The organism is Chitinophaga chungangae, from assembly GCF_017742215.1.
Taxonomy (GTDB): domain Bacteria; phylum Bacteroidota; class Bacteroidia; order Chitinophagales; family Chitinophagaceae; genus Chitinophaga; species Chitinophaga chungangae.
Genome location: NZ_JAGHKP010000003.1, coordinates 845,207 through 862,034 on the forward strand (window position 1 = coordinate 845,207; position 16,828 = coordinate 862,034).

Below are 16,828 nucleotides of genomic sequence, written 5' to 3' on the forward strand. Positions count from 1 at the left end.
ATGCCGATGAATGCCGGCACAACGCGGCGGAAAGGCCGGGGTAAAGAGAGGGAGATGGGAGAGTAGTACAACGATTGCTATGGGAATAGTGTAGAAAACGTGGACTTGATATGCTGATCATACGGAAGTGATATGCAGCAGGCAAAAATGGCGCATATGAAGCCCCATTCGTTATATTCATGGAATTTGGTTGATGAAAAGAAGTTTAAGAAAGGAAAATAGGGTTCAAAAAATGAATTTGCAGGTTTAAAAGCGTGTGGGAAAAGGCGTTCCGGAAGGCATAGGCACGAAGGAGCGTCCAATAATCGGTGAATTTATTGTCAGGAAGAAGGGCAAGAGGGGGTGGTCACAGCCGTCAGCCCGGCGGATAGCGGGATTTGCGGCCGGCTTCGGCGGGCGGTACATTATGAAGCTTTTTCATGCCCGGCCTGCCGGCGGTGCGTTTGTTCTTCGGCGCCACGGCTTCCACTGCGGCGATCACTTCGGCGGCGTAATACCGGCGGTTGCGGATGGGATAATACACGCCATTTTCTTCCGTGACAAAAATCACTTCCACGATAACGGCGGCGGCATCTTTTGCGGCGTATGGCACGGTGAGCACCGCTTCCTGCTGCGGGTATGCGAGGCTTACCAGGAAGGGCTCCGAAGCAGCCGCCTGCCGGTCGCGCGCGGCGTTCAATGCAATGGCTTTAATGGCAAGGTGCGTTGCCTGCGGGGGCCTTTTGAGTACTTTGCCGGGGCTCGCAACCGTTACCAGCAGGTTTCCGTGAAAATCACGGCGAACGACGGGTTGGGCGCCCAATACTTTCTGCAGCCGGGTGTACTGCGAAAAACTGAAGCCTTCCAGGGAGGAGAGGTCTTTCCAGCTCGGCCGGTCTATCGCCGCTTTATAAAGCAGGGCGTTCAGCCGGTTCACGACGGTGGTGTCGTACGGAATGTCCAGCGCGGGTATCACCGCTTCGCGTATATACCTGCCGGCTGCGCTTGCTGCGCCAAAGAGGCGGCTGGCCGTTTTGGTGGCGGCCGTTTGTTTTACCCTGGTTGGAGCCGCGCGCATGCAATATTTGCCGCCGCGGCGGTAGCCGATCATACCGCCAGCCTTACCGGTAAATTGCAGGATGGTTTTTTGTATGGCCATATGGGGTTATTTCCCGGAATTTACGGAAAGAACCTCACATGAAAAGAATAGTTGTTATAATATATTCGTTAGCGTTATTATATGAATCGCGGGCGTTGGCAATTGAAGCAAGTGAAGTTTTTTGAATGCAGCCTGCTCACACATTAGGGGCCTCTTTGACTGTTGACAAATGAAACGCCCGCAGAAGCATCGCCTGACAAAACAGTCATATTATGTTAAACATCAATGTGTTTTCCCGTCTGCCGGTTTTAAAATGTAAGAAATAACCATATATTTATACTGCGGTTTTGTACTTTTGATCGCGAAAACCTATGCAACCTGATTCGTTATTTCCCCCGTATCGATATCCCCGCGGCTATACCGGCAATCAGGATTCGTATGCCCCTTCTAACCTGATCATAAATGTGTTTTTGTATGGATATTATTGCGTACCAGGAATTTCATAACATCCGGCTCAGCGACTTCTATGCCGGTCCCGATTACCGGGAAGTGGAGAACTATGATTTTATGGGTGAACAATGGGTGGGAGAGCTGTCTGGCTTCAACACATTTCTCCGCCTGCTCAACGAGCCAGAAGAAACCCGCGCCATTTCCCTGGATTTTACGAAAGACGATGGCGGCATGATCGGCAAAGTGCTCGAAGCCTTGCATCTGCCCATCCGCACCGCATGCTCGGAGGCTGACCTGGTAGCCCTTTTCGGTGAACCGTATAAAAAACTCCGCCTCGCGAAAGATACCGTTACCATGGATTATATTATCGGGGAAGAGTTCACCTATTACCTTTCCTGCACGCTGCACCATGTGAACGGCCTGATGTACCTGGATATCATGAACGAGGAAAAGGTGATAAAAAAGCTGAAAGGAAAAGAAAAAAAGAAAAAAGAATAGCCTATATTGGCAACAGTGTTCACCCGCTTATACCTATTATGTTTACCCGTGTATTGCTTTTGATTGTTTTGTCTTTACCCGCCGCGGCGCAGGACAGCCTTCTCAGCAAGGCGGAAGCCGTGCCTGAAAAGTATTTGTCGCAGGTGAAACAGAAAAGCCGCAAGCTGGAAGCCCGGGTGGACAAACGCACCGAAAAGGACCTAGCATTGATGATCCGCCAGGAAAAACGCCTGCAGCGGAAAATGATGAAGATCGATTCCCTTGCCGCTAAAAACATCTTTACCCGTTCCATCGATTCCCTGGGCCATCTCAAAGCTTCCCTGAAAGGGAAAACTGATAAATACCAGAAGGTGCTTAACGGGCAATATTTTGGGTATCTGGACACGCTCTCCGGTTCCCTCGGCTTCCTGAAAGATTCCAAAAAGCTCCTCGGCAGCGCAAAAGGCATGCAGGATAAGCTGAAAGGCTCCATGGACCAGGTGAAGGCCCTCCAGGGAAAACTGCAGCAAGCCGAAAACATCAAACAATACATCCGCGAACGGCGCGAACAGCTGAAAAGTCAGCTGAGCCAGTATACCAGTCTTACCAAAGACCTGCAAAAGATCAATAAGGAAGCCTATTATTACGCACAACAGCTGAAAGAGTACAAAGAAGTGTTCAGCGACCGCAAAAAGGCGGAAGCCAAAGCCATGGAGCTTTTGCAGAAAGTGCCGGCCTATAAGGACTTTCTGGCCCGCAACAGCCAGCTGGCAAGTCTGTTCAATCTTAACGTGGGAGACGGCAGCGCAGCCAATCTCGAGCAGCAGCTGGAAGGCCTGCAAACCCGCAGCCAGGTGGAACAGCTCATCCAGCAGCGCATCGGCGGGGGAGGACCTAATGCCCGTCAGGCCATCAGTCAGCAGATGGACGCCGCCCGTTCGCAGTTCGACGAATTGAAAAAGAATTTCCCCGACCTGGACAATGCCGCGGAAATGCCTGATTTCAAGCCCAAAGAACTGAAAACGAAAAGTTTCCTCCAGCGCCTGGAATTCGGCACCAACGTGCAATTCCAGCGTTCCAACCAATATTTCCCCACCACCGGTGATTTCGCGGGCCAGGTTGGTTACAAGTTCAGCAAAAACGGCATACTCGGCCTCGGCGCTTCCTACAAACTCGGCATGGGAACGGGTTTCAACAACATCCGTTTCAGTCACCAGGGCATGGGCCTGCGTTCCTTCGGCGATTACAAACTGAAAGGCACTTTTTTTGTGAACGGAGGTTTCGAGTTCAACTACAATTCCGCGTTCTCCAGCACTACCCAGCTTATGAATGCCACGGTGTGGACGAAAAGCGCATTGATCGGCATATCAAAAAAGTACAAGATCAACAACAAGCTGAAAGGGAATATGATGTTGTTGTATGATTTCCTCGCCAATACCCAGACGCCGAAGACCGATCCGGTGAAGTTTAGGTTGGGGTATAGTTTTTAATGATCCCCGAAACGAAAAAATATCCAAAAGCCTTAATACAAAGTTTTCATGTTTAAGAAATTATTCCTTTACCTGACAATCGTACTTTTAACCCGCGATTCATTAGCCCAGAATGGTCCTGTTGAACTGAAGAACGTGGTGAACTTTGAAAGTCCTACCAGCCCGGAGCTTGCATCATTGGGCAGTTATGCAATGTCGCCGCCAAGCCTTTCAAATGGTTTGCCACAACAGAATATACCATTGTTTGAATTAAAAGAGAATGGGCTTGAGTACCCCGTTTCATTATTTTACGATTACAGTGGTTTTAAAGTAAAAGAAGACGCTTCTGCCATCGGCCTTGGCTGGGGGATTACAGAAAGCGTAATCATACGAGTAATAAAGCATGTTCCTGACGATCATGGAACGTTGATGAAACGATATGACGATTTTTTACCCGAGCTAACGGAGGAGCTGGGGCCTGGCGTAACCGAGTATTATTATTACACCGCGCCGGGAAACGTGGGTTATGAATATAACCTTACCTATAACCGTCTCAACTTTAAATTGTATGATGCCCAACCCGACCTCTATATATACAATATTCCTAGATATTCCGGAAAATTTATGATGCTCAATGGCGAAGCGGTGAAAATCGACTATAATGATTTACTGATAGAAAGAACTGGTGACCCTGTATCTCCTGTATTCAAGGTCACGACGCCGGATGGCATTGAATATACTTTTGATGCAGCGGACTGGGCCACTTCAGCTTCGGTAAGTCGCCCGGGTACTTGCAGCGGCTCTACTATCGATACTTATAATGAGGGCCAGCCTACTACGGCATGGCGGGTGTCCAGAATGGAAAATAAGAATACCAAATCAAAAATTGACTTCCGATATACTTCGAATGGTAATGTGAATACGAAAGGGGTGCATCAAATCGGATCGGTTACACTTATTGCAAGGGAACAGATTGATGGCACTCAATATATTACAGAATTTGAAAGAGAAGATGCTTTTAGTAAGACCGTTACACGGACCTATTATACAAATGAAATAGAAAGTGATAATTTTTTGATTAAATACATCACAGCCGGTCGCAGCGACGGAGGAGAAACACGTATTGATACGATAAAGATCTTTAGTAAAACTGATCTGGTTAATCCAATGAAGGTTATCTCCTTTACGCATGGGTATTTTGGCAGCACAACGAGCGCGGCCACATGCTGGCTAAAGCTTTAAGGGTAAGTATTGCCGGTGGTGGAGAAAACAAGATTTTTGACTTCGCTTACGTGGACGAAAATCGAGTTGATCCGGCTAGTACGATGAGCAAGGAAGAACTGAGCATCGATCACTGGAATTATTATAACGGAGCATACAACACATCGCTGGTGCCACTTCAAGGTAGTGATGTAGAATCTGTGATCCAGAATGAATCCAGCATTTCTGTCGGTTACGTTAATAACTGGGCAGACCGGAACGTTGTGTTTTATAATGCCCGGATATTTGCGCTTGAAAAAGTCTCTTATCCAACTGGTGGTTATACGAAGATAAATTACGAGGTGGCCGCCAAAGGGATAAGAGTTGCTTCCCTGGAAGATAATGATGGCCAGAACAGCATGTTCAGATATTACGATTATGGAGCTCCGGGCACACCCTACAATAATCCCGGCTATGGATGGGTCGATTATTACCTAATGGATTGTTGCGGACCGTGGGGGGCTCCACCTGGCGCATTTCCTTCTACGAGGATCAGGACATATACATCGTCTCCTTATTCTACTAATGATTACTTTGGCGACTTAGGGCTTTTTTATGAAAATGTAACGGAATTCATTGGAACACCCGATGGTCAAGGGGGAAAGACTACTTATAACTTTATGAGAACCTATTCGGGAAATGTTTTTCTGATGGAAAAAACTGTCTACAAATACGGTTCCACAGACCCCGTGCATAAAGAAACCAATAATTACACGTTTGAGTTTACACGTGATATTGATTACTGGCGTGTGCCGGAAATGATGGGCATTGGTGTGAATACCGGCTTTTGTAATAATGACCTGCAGAACAGGGACGGATGCTGTCCGTCCGATCCGCAGGTGAGTTATATTCTGGGTGAATTCAATTGCGGGATAAGCGGCTTCGATTGTTTTTGGGTGAAACTCAGTTCTAAAACGGTGTTTGATGGGCAGCTGACGCGTACAATTATGTATGGCTACAAAGATGTTGTTCCTGCAACCGGCTTACCGCGTTTGACTGCACCTGTAAGTTCAGAAGAAACTAGCTCGAATGGTCAGTTACGGAAAACGCTGATGTATTATCCTGGTGATACGGACCCGGATAATGCCAGTATCACGCTCGGTTTACCTCAAATGTGGCAGCAATATACCGCTAACTACAAGCACATGCTGGCACCTGTCCTGAAGTCAGCAACGTACCAGGGAACTAAGCTGGTAAGTACGGAAAAAACAGAATATACTTACGATGCAGTGAACGACATGGTGTTGAAAACAGGTTATGAGTTTTTGCCGACTGGCAGCACGATGGGTAAAACGAGATATGACTTCTCTTTCGACAATAGGGGGAGAGTACTGAATGCCTTGAAGGATAGTGGCGAAAGACAAGCTTATATCTGGAGTGCGGATAGGCTGCGTATTATCGGAAGCGCTACCAATGCAGCTGCCAGTCAGATCGCATATACTTCATTTGAATCGGACGGTTTGGGCGGTTGGTCGCTTGGAAGCAATCCGGTTATTGCAGGCACCGGTGGAATTACTGGCGCCAAAGTCCTGAACGGCAGCATTACAAAATCCCTTCCTTTAGGTAATTATATTCTGCATGTTTGGAGTACAGGCAATACATGGGTCAACAATGTTTTGCTTACGCAGGCGCCGACTTTGCAAGTGGCTGGCTGGAAATGTTATGTGGTAGAGCTTTCTTCAGTGGCAAATGTAGAGGTAAGAGGAGGAAATATCGATGAAATAAAAATTTATCCCAAAGGAAGCGAATTGGTAACTTTTGTTTACGATCCAGGGAAAGGCATGATCGCCCAGGGAGGTGCTAATGGCTCACTTATTTATTATGAATATGATGCCTTTGACCGGCTTAAGCTGATTCGGGACCAGGATGGCAAGATACTCAAGCAGTTCGATTATCAGTATAACGTTAATCCCTAATAGCGCCCTATGAAAGGATACAAACCGCTCTCTTTTTTTGTTATCATAACCTTGGGCAGCGCAACGGTTTTTGCGCAAAAGCCGAACGGTGCTACGCAGCCTGCTGCGCCATCACAGACGATCAATACGGTCCCTTCTGCTTACCCGGCGGGCACTAAAATTAACTACGTACGCACGTGGGAACCCTCGCTTCCGTTGACCGATCCGGCTGTGGTGTCAGCGGAAATAGACGTCAAAAAAGTGCGCCAGACCACCCAATACGTGGACGGCCTGGGCCGTCCCTTGCAAACGGTGACGCGCAAAGGTTCTCCTTTGCAAAAAGACCTGGTGGCGCCGGTGGTGTACGATGCTTTTGGCCGGCAGCAATATCAATACCTGCCGTATATATCTTCTGCCAGCGACGGGGCTTTTAAAACCAACCCTTTCAACGATCAGAAAAACTTTTACGCCCCCACTTCGGGCTCGGCGCCTTACCCGGGTGAGCAGGTGTTTTACAGCCAGACGCAATTTGAAGCTTCGCCACTCAACCGGGTGACTAAAACACTGGCGCCGGGCAATGCCTGGGCGGGCTCGAACGTAGGCGTGAGCCAGCAATATTTGGTAAACACCGCGGCCGATTCGGTAAAGATCTGGACGATCGCGGCGGCGGACGGCAGCTATCCTGCCAGCAGTGCTAATTACCCGGCCGGCGAGTTGTATAAAAACGTGACAACGGATGAAGCAGGTAACCAGGTGGTGGAATACAAGGATAAATCCGGGCTGGTCATCTTAAAAAAAGTACAGCTGTCGGCCACACCGGGCACGGCGCACCTGGGCTGGCTGAACACCTATTACGTATACGACGATCTGAACAACCTGCGTTACGTGCTGCCGCCCAAAGCGGTGGAAACGCTGATGGGCACGGGCTGGAGCCTGGCCAACGCTTCTTTGCGCAAAGAGCTGTGTTTCCGCTATGAATACGACGGCCGCCAACGGATGATCCTTAAACAGGTACCCGGTACCGAACCGGTACTGATGGTCTATGACGTACGGGACCGGCTGGTGTTCAGCCAGGACGGGCAGCTTCGCCGGGCCAACCAGTGGCTGACCACGCTTTACGATGGGCTGAACCGGCCGGTGATGACGGGGCTTTACACAACGACTACCCCGGTGGCAACACTGCGCAGCAATCTGAACGTGGCCACGGGCAACCAGACGGTCACCAAAAAGGTCCCCGTCGAAGACGACCTGGTGGTGAACGTTCACGATGGCCGCGCGGCCTACAAAGGCCGGCAGAGCGTCACGGTGTTGCCGGGCTTCGAAGTGCTGGCCGGAGAAACGGTGCTGGAGATCGACCCGGCAGCGTACCTATATATCGATACGTTGATCGCTGTCAATGCACCGGCATTAGATACGACGAAGCTGTATGCATTGACCTATACCAATTACGACGATTACAACTATACGGGTAAAAAAACAGAAAACACGGCTTATTACACGACCACGGAACTGCCGGCGCCACTGGGCACGGGGCCTTTCTACGAAGAACGCCCCACGGCCGCTTCCGGGCTGACCAAGGGATTGGTGACCGGCACGAGGGTGCGGGTACTGGACACGGACCAATGGCTGACCACCAGCATCTACTACAACGACAAAGGCCGGGTGCAGCAGGTGCTGGCTGACAATATCACGGGTGGAACGGATGTGGTCACGAACCTGTACGACTTCGGCGGCAAACTGCTGGTAAGCGCCCAGCGTCATACAAATCAACGTAGCTCCGTAACGCCCAACAGCCGGATCATTACCCGCACGGCCTATGACCATGCCGGCAGGGTGCTGCAGGTAGGTAAAAAGCTCAACAGCGGCACCGAATACATCATTGCCCAAAACAGCTACGACGAACTGGGGCAGTTGCGTAATAAAGCATTGAAAATTGGTGCTTCCACGAACCTGGAAACGCTGGATTACGGGTACAATATCCGTGGCTGGCTGCGTTCGGTCAACGAGGACTACGTGGTGGCAGCCATACACAGCAACCACTTCTTCGGCCAGGAACTGGCTTACGACTACGGTTTTCAAAACCGGGAACTGAACGGCAATATCGCGGGGATCAAATGGCGGGGTTATAACGACACGATGGCGCGGGCGTATGGTTTTACCTATGACAAAGCCAACCGGCTGCTGAAAGCGGACTTTAACCAGCGGGTGGGCAGCTCCCCGACCACCTGGGACATCTCCGCCGGTTATAATTACAGCGTGCTGATGGGAGACGGTGCCACGCCCACTACCGCCTATGATGCCAACGGCAACATCCTGAAAATGGTGCAATACGGCCGCAAAGGCGCGACCAGCGTCGCCATCGACAACCTGACCTATAGTTACAACGATGTGTCCAACAAGCTAAAAGCGGTTACTGACATTGCCAACGATCCGGCTTCCACATTGGGAGACTTCAAAGAAACTACATCCGGCCAGGCAGTGGACTATGCCTATGACACCAACGGCAACATGGGCAAGGACAACAACAAGCTGATCGATTCTATCCGGTACAACCACCTGAACCTGCCGGCGTTTATCCATATCAACGGCAAAGGCAGTATTGCCTACCAATACGACGCGGCCGGCGTCAAACACCGCAAGACAGTAACAGACAGCACGGTGAGCCCGGTGAAGATCACGACTACCGACTATATTGGCGGTTTTGTATACGAGCAGGACAGCCTGCGGTTCGTGTCGCACGAGGAAGGCCGTATCCGGGCAGCGTACAAAACGGGCCAGCCGGTGGCGTATTTTTATGATTACTTCCTCAAAGACCATTTGGGCAACATACGGATGGTACTGACCGAACAGACGGATTTTTCCACTTACCTGGCCAGCATGGAAACGCAGAATGCCGCGAAGGAAAATGCCTTGTTCAGTAACATCGACGCCACAAGGGCGGATAAACCGGTGGGTTACCCCGAGGATGCTACCACGGATCAGAATAGCTTCGTCTCGAAGCTCAATGGGGACAACCCGGACAAAAAGATTGGTCCGAGCCTGGTGCTGAAAGTGATGGCGGGGGACACGGTGCAGATCGGTGCCAAGGCTTTCTACAAGTCCGGGCAGGCACAGCAAAACAAAAAGACGGCCCCTCCGGCCGATATGCTGGGTGCGCTGATCAGCGCCTTTGGGGGCCAATCCCCGGCAGAAACGGGCCACGCAGGAAATATGGCAGCGACCGCTGGCAATACGCCCTTCAACAACGCGTTCAGCAACGCCTACCAGCGTTTAAAAGACAAAGACCCGCAGGCATCCAACCCCCAGCGGCCGAAAGCTTACCTGAACTACGTGCTATTCGACGACCAGTTCAACCTGGTGGAAGACAACAGCGGTGTCAAACAGGTGCAGGCCACGCCGGACGAACTGCAGACACTGGCGCAGGGTAAAATGGTGATGGAAAAGAGCGGATTTTTGTATGTTTACACGAGCAACGAAACGTCGCAGGACGTTTATTTTGACAACCTGGTGGTGATCACCAACCCGGGGCCGGTGCTGGAAGAGACGCATTTTTATCCATTTGGGTTGACGATGGACGGCATAAGCGGGAAGGCTATTTACAGGCCGGAGAATAAATACGGTTACAATGGGAATGAGTTACAGAGCAAGGAGTTCAGCAATGGCAGTGGGTTAGAGTTATATGATTTTAATGCGAGAACTTATGATCAACAGATTGGACGGTTTTTGCAGTTAGATCCGTTAATGGAAGATAATCAGGAAGATTTAACACCTTACCACTTTTCATATAACAACCCAGTTACCTTTAGTGATCCGGATGGCAAATGCCCGATTTGCCCCGCAATACCTTATGTCTTACCGGCATTAGCCGATGCACTGGCTGCTTTGGGTGCCTCTGCAGGTATCGTAATGGTCATAGATAAGGTGAAAGATAGAGTAAGTGTCAATCCAGGACTGGTAGGCACCGGGAACTTAACATTTGCACCTCAAATAACGATATCACAGAGCGAGTTGCGAACACAGCAGGCTGAGAAGGCCGCTAAAAAAGAGGCGGAGGGTTCAGTGACAGTTCCAGAATCCTCGAATCTTCCAGGCAATGTAGCGCTTAAAGGAGCCTTGAAAGGAAATGCGCCTGCTGCTGATTCAAAAGGCAAATATTCTCACTTAAAGGAGCCTAGAAAGGTTGAACCTGGAAAAGAAACAACGAGGGCGCAGCGGCAAAGGATATTGGAAGAAAATCGGAAGCAAAATGGTGGGAAATTAAAAAGTGATGGTGATGGGCGTGAATTAAATCCCCCTGGGAAACTTAAGAAGGGAGAAAAGGCCGATCCAAATTCTGCAGAGGTGGATCATGTAACTCCCCGATCCAAAGGCGGCTCCAATAGCAATGCTAACCAACAAGTGCTATCAAAGGAAGAGAATTTAAAAAAATCAAATAATTAAAGTGAAAAAAAGATTTGATGATACCTTAAATACTGCCGTATTAACAACTAAGTTTGTTTTTATAGATAAGAAGCCAATTTTATCAGTCTTCCATCATGAGGATGATGGTATGTGGGAGTTTATCGGAGATGATGAATGTACTAATGACAGCGACTATTTAATAGTCTCACTTGAAGAAATGATTAAATTGGATGAATCTATCTTAGAAATTTCTGATTTACCTATTGGCGGAGTAGCTTATCGAGCAGGAAGTAGGCAGCCATGGATTATCCAATAAATAATATGTGAATAAACAAAGAGCCCTCGCGGATCGCGGGGGCTCTTTGTTTATCTGGAATATGCTTTTTTAGTTTTGTTGTAAGTGATAGCCATGTCGATAAAATAATACACTTTCTCTTTTTCTTCCGGCGGCAGGGCTTCGATGTCTTCCATTCTTTTGAGGAGTTTTTTATCCAGCACCATATTGGCGGTTCCGCCGATCAGGTAATCCACGGTCACTTCCAGCTCATCGGCGATTTTCTTGGCCATCTCTATGGATGGTTTTATCTCCCCGCGTTCATACCTGCCGATGATGGGCGCGGAAGTTCCCACCTTTTTAGCCAGGTCGTCTTGCGAGAGTTTTAATTGCTTGCGCTGCAAGGCGATGCGTTCACCGAAAGTCATATAAAAGTGCTTTTAAAGCCCTGTAAATGCAGGGGTTAACAAATTTAGGTTACTTATTTGTGCTATACAAAATAAAAAAGTATTGGTAGTTTAAAACCAATCCATTACTTTTGTTACCAATAGGTACTATAAAATATTTTTCCACATGGCACGCAAGGTTAACAAACTGCGCCTGATAAAGGTAGGTGCAAAAGCGCATCCGCGAGACAGGGGTCATAAATATTTACCGTGGCTGAACCTGAGCGGGGTTTGGCTGGAGCAGGCGGGTTTTGCTATCGGCGATCAACTGGAGATCATCGTGAACGATGGTTACCTGACGATCAAAAAACAGTTGTGCAATGGAGATCAAAGAGCTTAAGCATCGTTTGCGGCTGTCGGAGGTGATCGCCCATTACGGCCTGTGCCCGGACAAACACGGTCGTTTGCTCTGCCCGTTCCACGCCGATAAAACGCCCTCACTGCAACTGTACCCGAAGACGAACACGTTTTGCTGCTTCTCCACCAACTGCAACGCAGGTACGGGTGACGTGATCCGGTTCATCGAGCTGATGGACAGGTGCAGCACCCACGAAGCGATCATGAAGGCAAAGACGCTCATCGGTGTAACGTCCGCCGTGCCAGCCGTCCTGCCGGTAGCAGCATCTTCCGCTGATCCACTTGAACGGGAAGCAGTTCTAACCAAAGTGTTCGGCTCGTTCAGGAAGGCGCTGCCGGCCTCGCGCAAGGCGACCGATTACCTGCAAGGCCGCGGGCTGGATTACCGGCAGCACGAGTGTGGGTATAACAGCGGCGGACTACACGTGGAAAGCAAGAACCATCATTTGGTTACCAGCATGGTAAAACATGGCTTGCTCAAAGCCAAGCCAGCCGGAGGTTACAGCGTGTGGGCAAAGGATTGCGTGATCTTCCCGTTAAAGGATGCGGCCGGCAAGATCGTGAGCTTGTACGGGCGTAGCATCACGAACAACAACGATCAGCGGCATTTTTATATGACGGGCAGAACGGGTTTATATCCGTGCTATCCTGCACCGGTTACCACAAAGCTGATCCTGACGGAAAGCATCCTCGATGCGGCGAGCCTGTTGCAGCAACCGGCCATTGCCGCGCAATACAGTGTGCTGGCTTTGTATGGGACCAATGGCCTTACCGAAGAACATCAGCAGGCGATCATCAAGCTGCCGGCGTTATGTGAAATCCTCTTCATCCTGGACGGAGACGAAGCGGGCAGGGCGGCCACGATCAAACACGCGCAAACCTTATCCGGCCTGCTGCCGCATGTGCAGTTCACGCAGGTGGTGCTACCTGATGGCGAGGACGTCAACAGCGTCTTGCAAAGCCATGATGATGCGCAGGTGTTGGTTGATCTAGTCGAACAACGTCAACCAATAGAATTTTTTGTTTCAATTGAAAACAAGCAGGCTCCTGTTATCCCTATACCTACTACTATCGATGACCGGTTGCACACGGCTAACCCGGAGCTGCTGGTGTATGAGAGTGCGCTGCTGCAGGTGACGGTGTTGGGCGGTGTCCGGCTGACCGGCTTAGATCGGTTGCGGGTGACGTTGAAAGTGGAACACAAGCAGGGCCTGTTTTTGCCGGTACGGCACAGCCTTGACCTGTACCATCACGGGCAGGTGCAGCAGCTGGTGCAGCTGGTTACGGAGACCTTTGATATGAACGGTCAGGCGGTGGTGACGCTGGTGGCGCAGCTGACGGGTGCGCTGGAAAGCTACCGTGCGCAGCGTCTGGAGCGGTTGCAGTCGAAGCCGGAGAGCAAACCTGCGCTCACACCTGCGCAAAGGCAGGCAGCTATCCAGTATTTACAGCAGCCGAATTTACTACGCCGCACCAGCGATGATATTGGCCAGTCGGGCATTGTGGGGGAAGAAATGAACCGGCTGATCGCCTACCTGGTGTATAGTAGCCGCAGGCAGGCCACGCCGTTGCACGTGATGTTCCTCGGCGCCAGCGGCAGCGGTAAGACGTATTTGCAGGAGAAAGTGAGTGACCTGGTGCCTGCTGAGGAAAAGATCGAGATCACGCAGGTGACGGAGAACGCTTTTTATTACTTCCGGCAGGATGAGCTTAAACACAAGCTGCTGCTGATCGAAGACCTGGACGGGGCGGAGAGTTCGCTGTACCCGTTAAGGGAGTTGCAAAGTAAAAAACGTATCTCCAAAACGGTGACCATCAAGGACACGAAGGGGAATTTAAAGACGATCACGGTGGTGGTGGAAGGCCCGGTGAGCGTGAGCGGTTGTACGACGCGGGAGAAGCTCTACGAGGATAACGCCAACCGCTGTCTGCTGCTGTACGTGGATGGTTCGGCCGAACAGGACGGTCGTATCATGGCCTATCAAACGCGCGCCAGCGCCGGGCAGATCGATCAAGGCAAAGAGCAGGCCATCAAATCTCTTTTACGCAACGTGCAGCAAGTGCTGCAGCCGGTGCGGGTGGTCAGCCCTTATGCGCAGCACATCACGCTGCCTTCGGAGATCTTCAAGCCGCGGCGGACGATGACGCTGCTGCTGGCCTTTATCGAGGCAGTGACGTTTTATCACCAGTACCAGCGGGTGCAAAAGAAAGACGGCAGCGGCCAACCCTATATTGAGACCACGCCGGAAGATATCCGGGCGGCGCTGCACCTGTTAAAGGAAGTGCTGTTCAGCAAGGGCGACGAGCTGGCCAAAGCCACGCGGATTTTTTTGGAGCAGCTCAAGGCGCTGTTGGCGGCGGAGGGCAAGGATAGTTTTACGGCGCGTGAAATCCGCCAGCAGCTGCGCATCGCGCCGGGTACGCTCAAACGCTACCTGTCGGAGCTGGAACGGTACGGTTACCTGAAAGGCAGCGGCAACCGCTACCGGCATTACGAATACACGATCATCCGCATGGATGAATACGAGGCGCTGAAAAGCAGCATCGACAGCCAGCTGCAGGCGATCGTTGCCCGCATCGAAGTAAAGCCGGCCAGCCCGGTGGTGCAGTAGTTCACCAGTGGTTCAGTTGGGCAGGTGAACCACTCTGGCCGGCCACAGTAAAGGGATCACGTCAGTGGTTCAGTAGTTCGGTGAAAAGATAATAATAGGAAATTTTGTTAGCCCTCCTCCATCGGATTGTAACCTTATCAAACTGATTTTATGGCATCCTTGAACTTATTGTACAGCCCGGCGTATGCGCGGTTGCAGGATAGTTTTAGCGTATGGCTGCAAACGCTGGGCTATGCGCCCACTACGGTGTACAACCTGCCGCGGCATATATCGGAATACCTCCGTTGGCAAGAGCATCAGGGCAACGTTACCCTCGATAGTTTAACCGCATCTTCGGCGAACGCTTTTATCAGTCACCAGCAATTACAAACAGGCATCCGCACTAAAAGAAACCACAGTGCGGGCCATCTCAACAAATACGTACAGGCGTTGGCGTTACTGGGTCGTTACCTGCGGCAGACGGGTGCGGGGGGCGAGGGTTTTGCGTTGCGGCAGGTAGCAGGAGAAAAGCGGCTGCCGGTATGGCTGACGGTGGAAGAAGTGCGGCAGCTCTACCATGTTACCGGTGATACGGTGCTGGGCATCCGTGACCGTGCGATGCTGGCAGTGTTCTATGGCTGCGGGCTACGGCTGAACGAGGGCACGAGCCTTGAAATATCGGATATCCTCACAGATCGGCGGCTGCTTTACGTGCGCAAGGGCAAGGGGTATAAAGAACGTTACGTTCCACTCACGCAGCAAAATCTGCAACACATACAGGACTACCTGAGCGAAAGCCGTCCGCAGTTGTTACAACGATCTACGGAAAGCCTGTTTTTAGGCGCAAATACGGGCAAGGGGCTTAGCAAGCAGTCTTTGTATGTCCGGGTCAAGCAACTGGCTAAAACGGCCGGTATTATTAAGGATATCGGCACGCACACCTTGCGGCATAGTATTGCTACACATCTTTTGCAAAATGGTGTGCCGCTGGAAAAAATACAGCTCTTCCTCGGCCATGAAAGCCTTGACAGCACGCAGTTATACACTCACCTTGTAAATGGTTCTTTATGACGTTCGGACAATATTTACAAAGCAAGGCTCATAGCGTGGCCACGATCTGTACGTATGAAAAGTATCTGTCGGTGTTTACGGACTGGCTGCAATCGGAATATATACATCCTGACGGCGTATGTTACGAGGAGCTGCTGGAGTTTATGCGGTGGCTGCAGGCGGGCGGTCGTAGCCGGGAGACGGTAGCGATGCTGCTGTGCGTGGTGCGGCATTTTTATGACTGGCGGATCGCTATTAAAGCAACGGGCAGCAACCCGGCGGCGGGCGTGTACATCAAAGGCATCCCGCGGCGGTTACCGGCGGGCATGCTGGATGAGGAAACGCTGCATGAGCTGTACAAAAACTATTGCGCGTTATATGCTTCTACGTTATGCGGGCGTGTGATCCTTGGGTTGCTGGTGTTCCAGGGTCTGACGGTTCGTGAAATACGCCAGCTGGAAATTACGGACGTGCGATTGGAGGAAGGTATGTTATATGTACGCGGAGGCAGAACATATAACGGTCGCCGTTTAAAGCTGGACGCGGCGCAGGTACGCCAGTTGGAGCATTGCGTGCGTGTGCACGGGAAGTTATCGAAACCGGCTATGCGCGGCATGCGGCTGCTGAACGGGCATTACCTGCGGGAAGAAGTGAGCAGGCTGCTAAAAGCCCTGAAAACATTGCATCCTGCGATCAGGAGCGTGCAGCAGATCAGGGGGAGCGTGATCACGGAGTGGTTGGGTCATTACAATGTGCGGCAGGTGCAGTATATGGCCGGTCACAAATACGCGAGCAGCACGCAGCGTTACCAGTTATCCGGGCTGGAAGATCTGCAGGCGCAGTTAGATCAGCATCACCCCATTGAGATCGGGATCCACTCGGATCATCACGGCTCCCTGTAGCGGCGGGCAAAGCCAGGTTCCCCATCACTTGCACGTTCCCTTTATGCAAGGACAGGAAAAGCGGTCTCACTGCGGGCATGGGAAGGGCGCGGGTGTACACGAGCGAAGGTTCTCCCTGACTGACTGCGTTCTTTTGTGGCCGCCCTTCCCATGCCCTTCGTTCGGGCAGCTCCCGGCC

General features: G+C 50.9%; 12 protein-coding genes. 10 read left to right on the forward strand and 2 right to left on the reverse strand.

From position 1 onward, the window contains the following. Positions 1–355: 355 nt before the first annotated feature. Entirely contained in the window at positions 356–1,138 is a 783-nt protein-coding gene (locus J7I43_RS17825) for a hypothetical protein (protein ID WP_209147210.1), read from the reverse strand. A 414-nt stretch (positions 1,139–1,552) separates the two neighbouring features. On the opposite strand from J7I43_RS17825, the gene J7I43_RS17830 reads away from it, so the two are divergent. The 6 genes from J7I43_RS17830 to J7I43_RS17855 all read left to right on the forward strand — a co-directional run bounded on the left by J7I43_RS17830 (position 1,553) and on the right by J7I43_RS17855 (position 11,346). Beyond that, positions 1,553–2,026 (forward strand): hypothetical protein, encoded by a 474-nt coding sequence (locus tag J7I43_RS17830; RefSeq protein ID WP_209147211.1) that lies wholly within the window; start codon positions 1,553–1,555, stop codon positions 2,024–2,026. A gap of 68 nt (positions 2,027–2,094) precedes the next feature. Then, positions 2,095–3,495: a hypothetical protein gene (locus J7I43_RS17835; RefSeq protein WP_209147212.1), complete on the forward strand. Its 1,401-nt coding sequence runs from the start codon at positions 2,095–2,097 to the stop codon at positions 3,493–3,495. A 48-nt stretch (positions 3,496–3,543) separates the two neighbouring features. Next, the gene (locus J7I43_RS17840) at positions 3,544–4,716 is read left to right on the forward strand and encodes a hypothetical protein (RefSeq protein ID WP_209147213.1); all 1,173 of its coding nucleotides are present in this window, start codon (positions 3,544–3,546) and stop codon (positions 4,714–4,716) included. After that, positions 4,698–6,650 carry a hypothetical protein gene (locus J7I43_RS17845; protein WP_209147214.1) on the forward strand — a complete coding sequence of 651 codons (1,953 nt, stop codon included), beginning with the start codon at positions 4,698–4,700 and terminating at the stop codon, positions 6,648–6,650. The genes J7I43_RS17840 and J7I43_RS17845 overlap by 19 nt, the downstream gene beginning before the upstream one ends. A 195-nt stretch (positions 6,651–6,845) precedes the next feature. Continuing rightward, on the forward strand, positions 6,846–11,069 hold the full coding sequence (locus tag J7I43_RS17850; RefSeq protein WP_209147215.1) for a DUF6443 domain-containing protein: 4,224 nt from the start codon (positions 6,846–6,848) through the stop codon (positions 11,067–11,069). 1 nt (position 11,070) lies between these two features. Next, on the forward strand, positions 11,071–11,346 hold the full coding sequence (locus J7I43_RS17855; RefSeq protein ID WP_209147216.1) for a hypothetical protein: 276 nt from the start codon (positions 11,071–11,073) through the stop codon (positions 11,344–11,346). A 50-nt stretch (positions 11,347–11,396) separates the two neighbouring features. Here the strand turns inward: J7I43_RS17855 and J7I43_RS17860 are convergent, their stop codons facing one another. Continuing rightward, positions 11,397–11,732: a helix-turn-helix domain-containing protein gene (locus J7I43_RS17860; RefSeq protein WP_142678029.1), complete on the reverse strand. Its 336-nt coding sequence runs from the start codon at positions 11,730–11,732 to the stop codon at positions 11,397–11,399. A gap of 145 nt (positions 11,733–11,877) precedes the next feature. Between J7I43_RS17860 and J7I43_RS17865 the strand changes: the two genes are divergently transcribed. From J7I43_RS17865 to J7I43_RS17880, 4 genes are all read left to right on the forward strand, one after another. Then, on the forward strand, positions 11,878–12,090 hold the full coding sequence (locus J7I43_RS17865) for a SymE family type I addiction module toxin (protein WP_209147217.1): 213 nt from the start codon (positions 11,878–11,880) through the stop codon (positions 12,088–12,090). Further along, entirely contained in the window at positions 12,071–14,719 is a 2,649-nt protein-coding gene (locus J7I43_RS17870) for a CHC2 zinc finger domain-containing protein (protein ID WP_209147218.1), read from the forward strand. The genes J7I43_RS17865 and J7I43_RS17870 overlap by 20 nt, the downstream gene beginning before the upstream one ends. A gap of 150 nt (positions 14,720–14,869) precedes the next feature. Continuing rightward, positions 14,870–15,769, forward strand: a complete 900-nt coding sequence (locus tag J7I43_RS17875) for a tyrosine-type recombinase/integrase (RefSeq protein ID WP_209147219.1) — start codon at positions 14,870–14,872, stop codon at positions 15,767–15,769. Further along, on the forward strand, positions 15,766–16,650 hold the full coding sequence (locus tag J7I43_RS17880) for a tyrosine-type recombinase/integrase (RefSeq protein ID WP_209147220.1): 885 nt from the start codon (positions 15,766–15,768) through the stop codon (positions 16,648–16,650). Before J7I43_RS17875 ends, J7I43_RS17880 begins: the two co-directional genes overlap by 4 nt. Positions 16,651–16,828 lie beyond the last annotated feature (178 nt).

What these genes read in the sequence shown, in the direction of transcription:
- J7I43_RS17825 (WP_209147210.1), bottom strand. Translation starts at nt 1,138, where the DNA reads ATGGCCATACAAAAAACCATCCTGCAATTTACCGGTAAGGCTGGCGGT.
- J7I43_RS17830 (WP_209147211.1), top strand. Translation starts at nt 1,553, where the DNA reads ATGGATATTATTGCGTACCAGGAATTTCATAACATCCGGCTCAGCGAC.
- J7I43_RS17840 (WP_209147213.1), top strand. Translation starts at nt 3,544, where the DNA reads ATGTTTAAGAAATTATTCCTTTACCTGACAATCGTACTTTTAACCCGC.
- J7I43_RS17845 (WP_209147214.1), top strand. Translation starts at nt 4,698, where the DNA reads ATGCTGGCTAAAGCTTTAAGGGTAAGTATTGCCGGTGGTGGAGAAAAC.
- J7I43_RS17860 (WP_142678029.1), bottom strand. Translation starts at nt 11,732, where the DNA reads ATGACTTTCGGTGAACGCATCGCCTTGCAGCGCAAGCAATTAAAACTC.
- J7I43_RS17865 (WP_209147217.1), top strand. Translation starts at nt 11,878, where the DNA reads ATGGCACGCAAGGTTAACAAACTGCGCCTGATAAAGGTAGGTGCAAAA.
- J7I43_RS17870 (WP_209147218.1), top strand. Translation starts at nt 12,071, where the DNA reads ATGGAGATCAAAGAGCTTAAGCATCGTTTGCGGCTGTCGGAGGTGATC.
- J7I43_RS17875 (WP_209147219.1), top strand. Translation starts at nt 14,870, where the DNA reads ATGGCATCCTTGAACTTATTGTACAGCCCGGCGTATGCGCGGTTGCAG.
- J7I43_RS17880 (WP_209147220.1), top strand. Translation starts at nt 15,766, where the DNA reads ATGACGTTCGGACAATATTTACAAAGCAAGGCTCATAGCGTGGCCACG.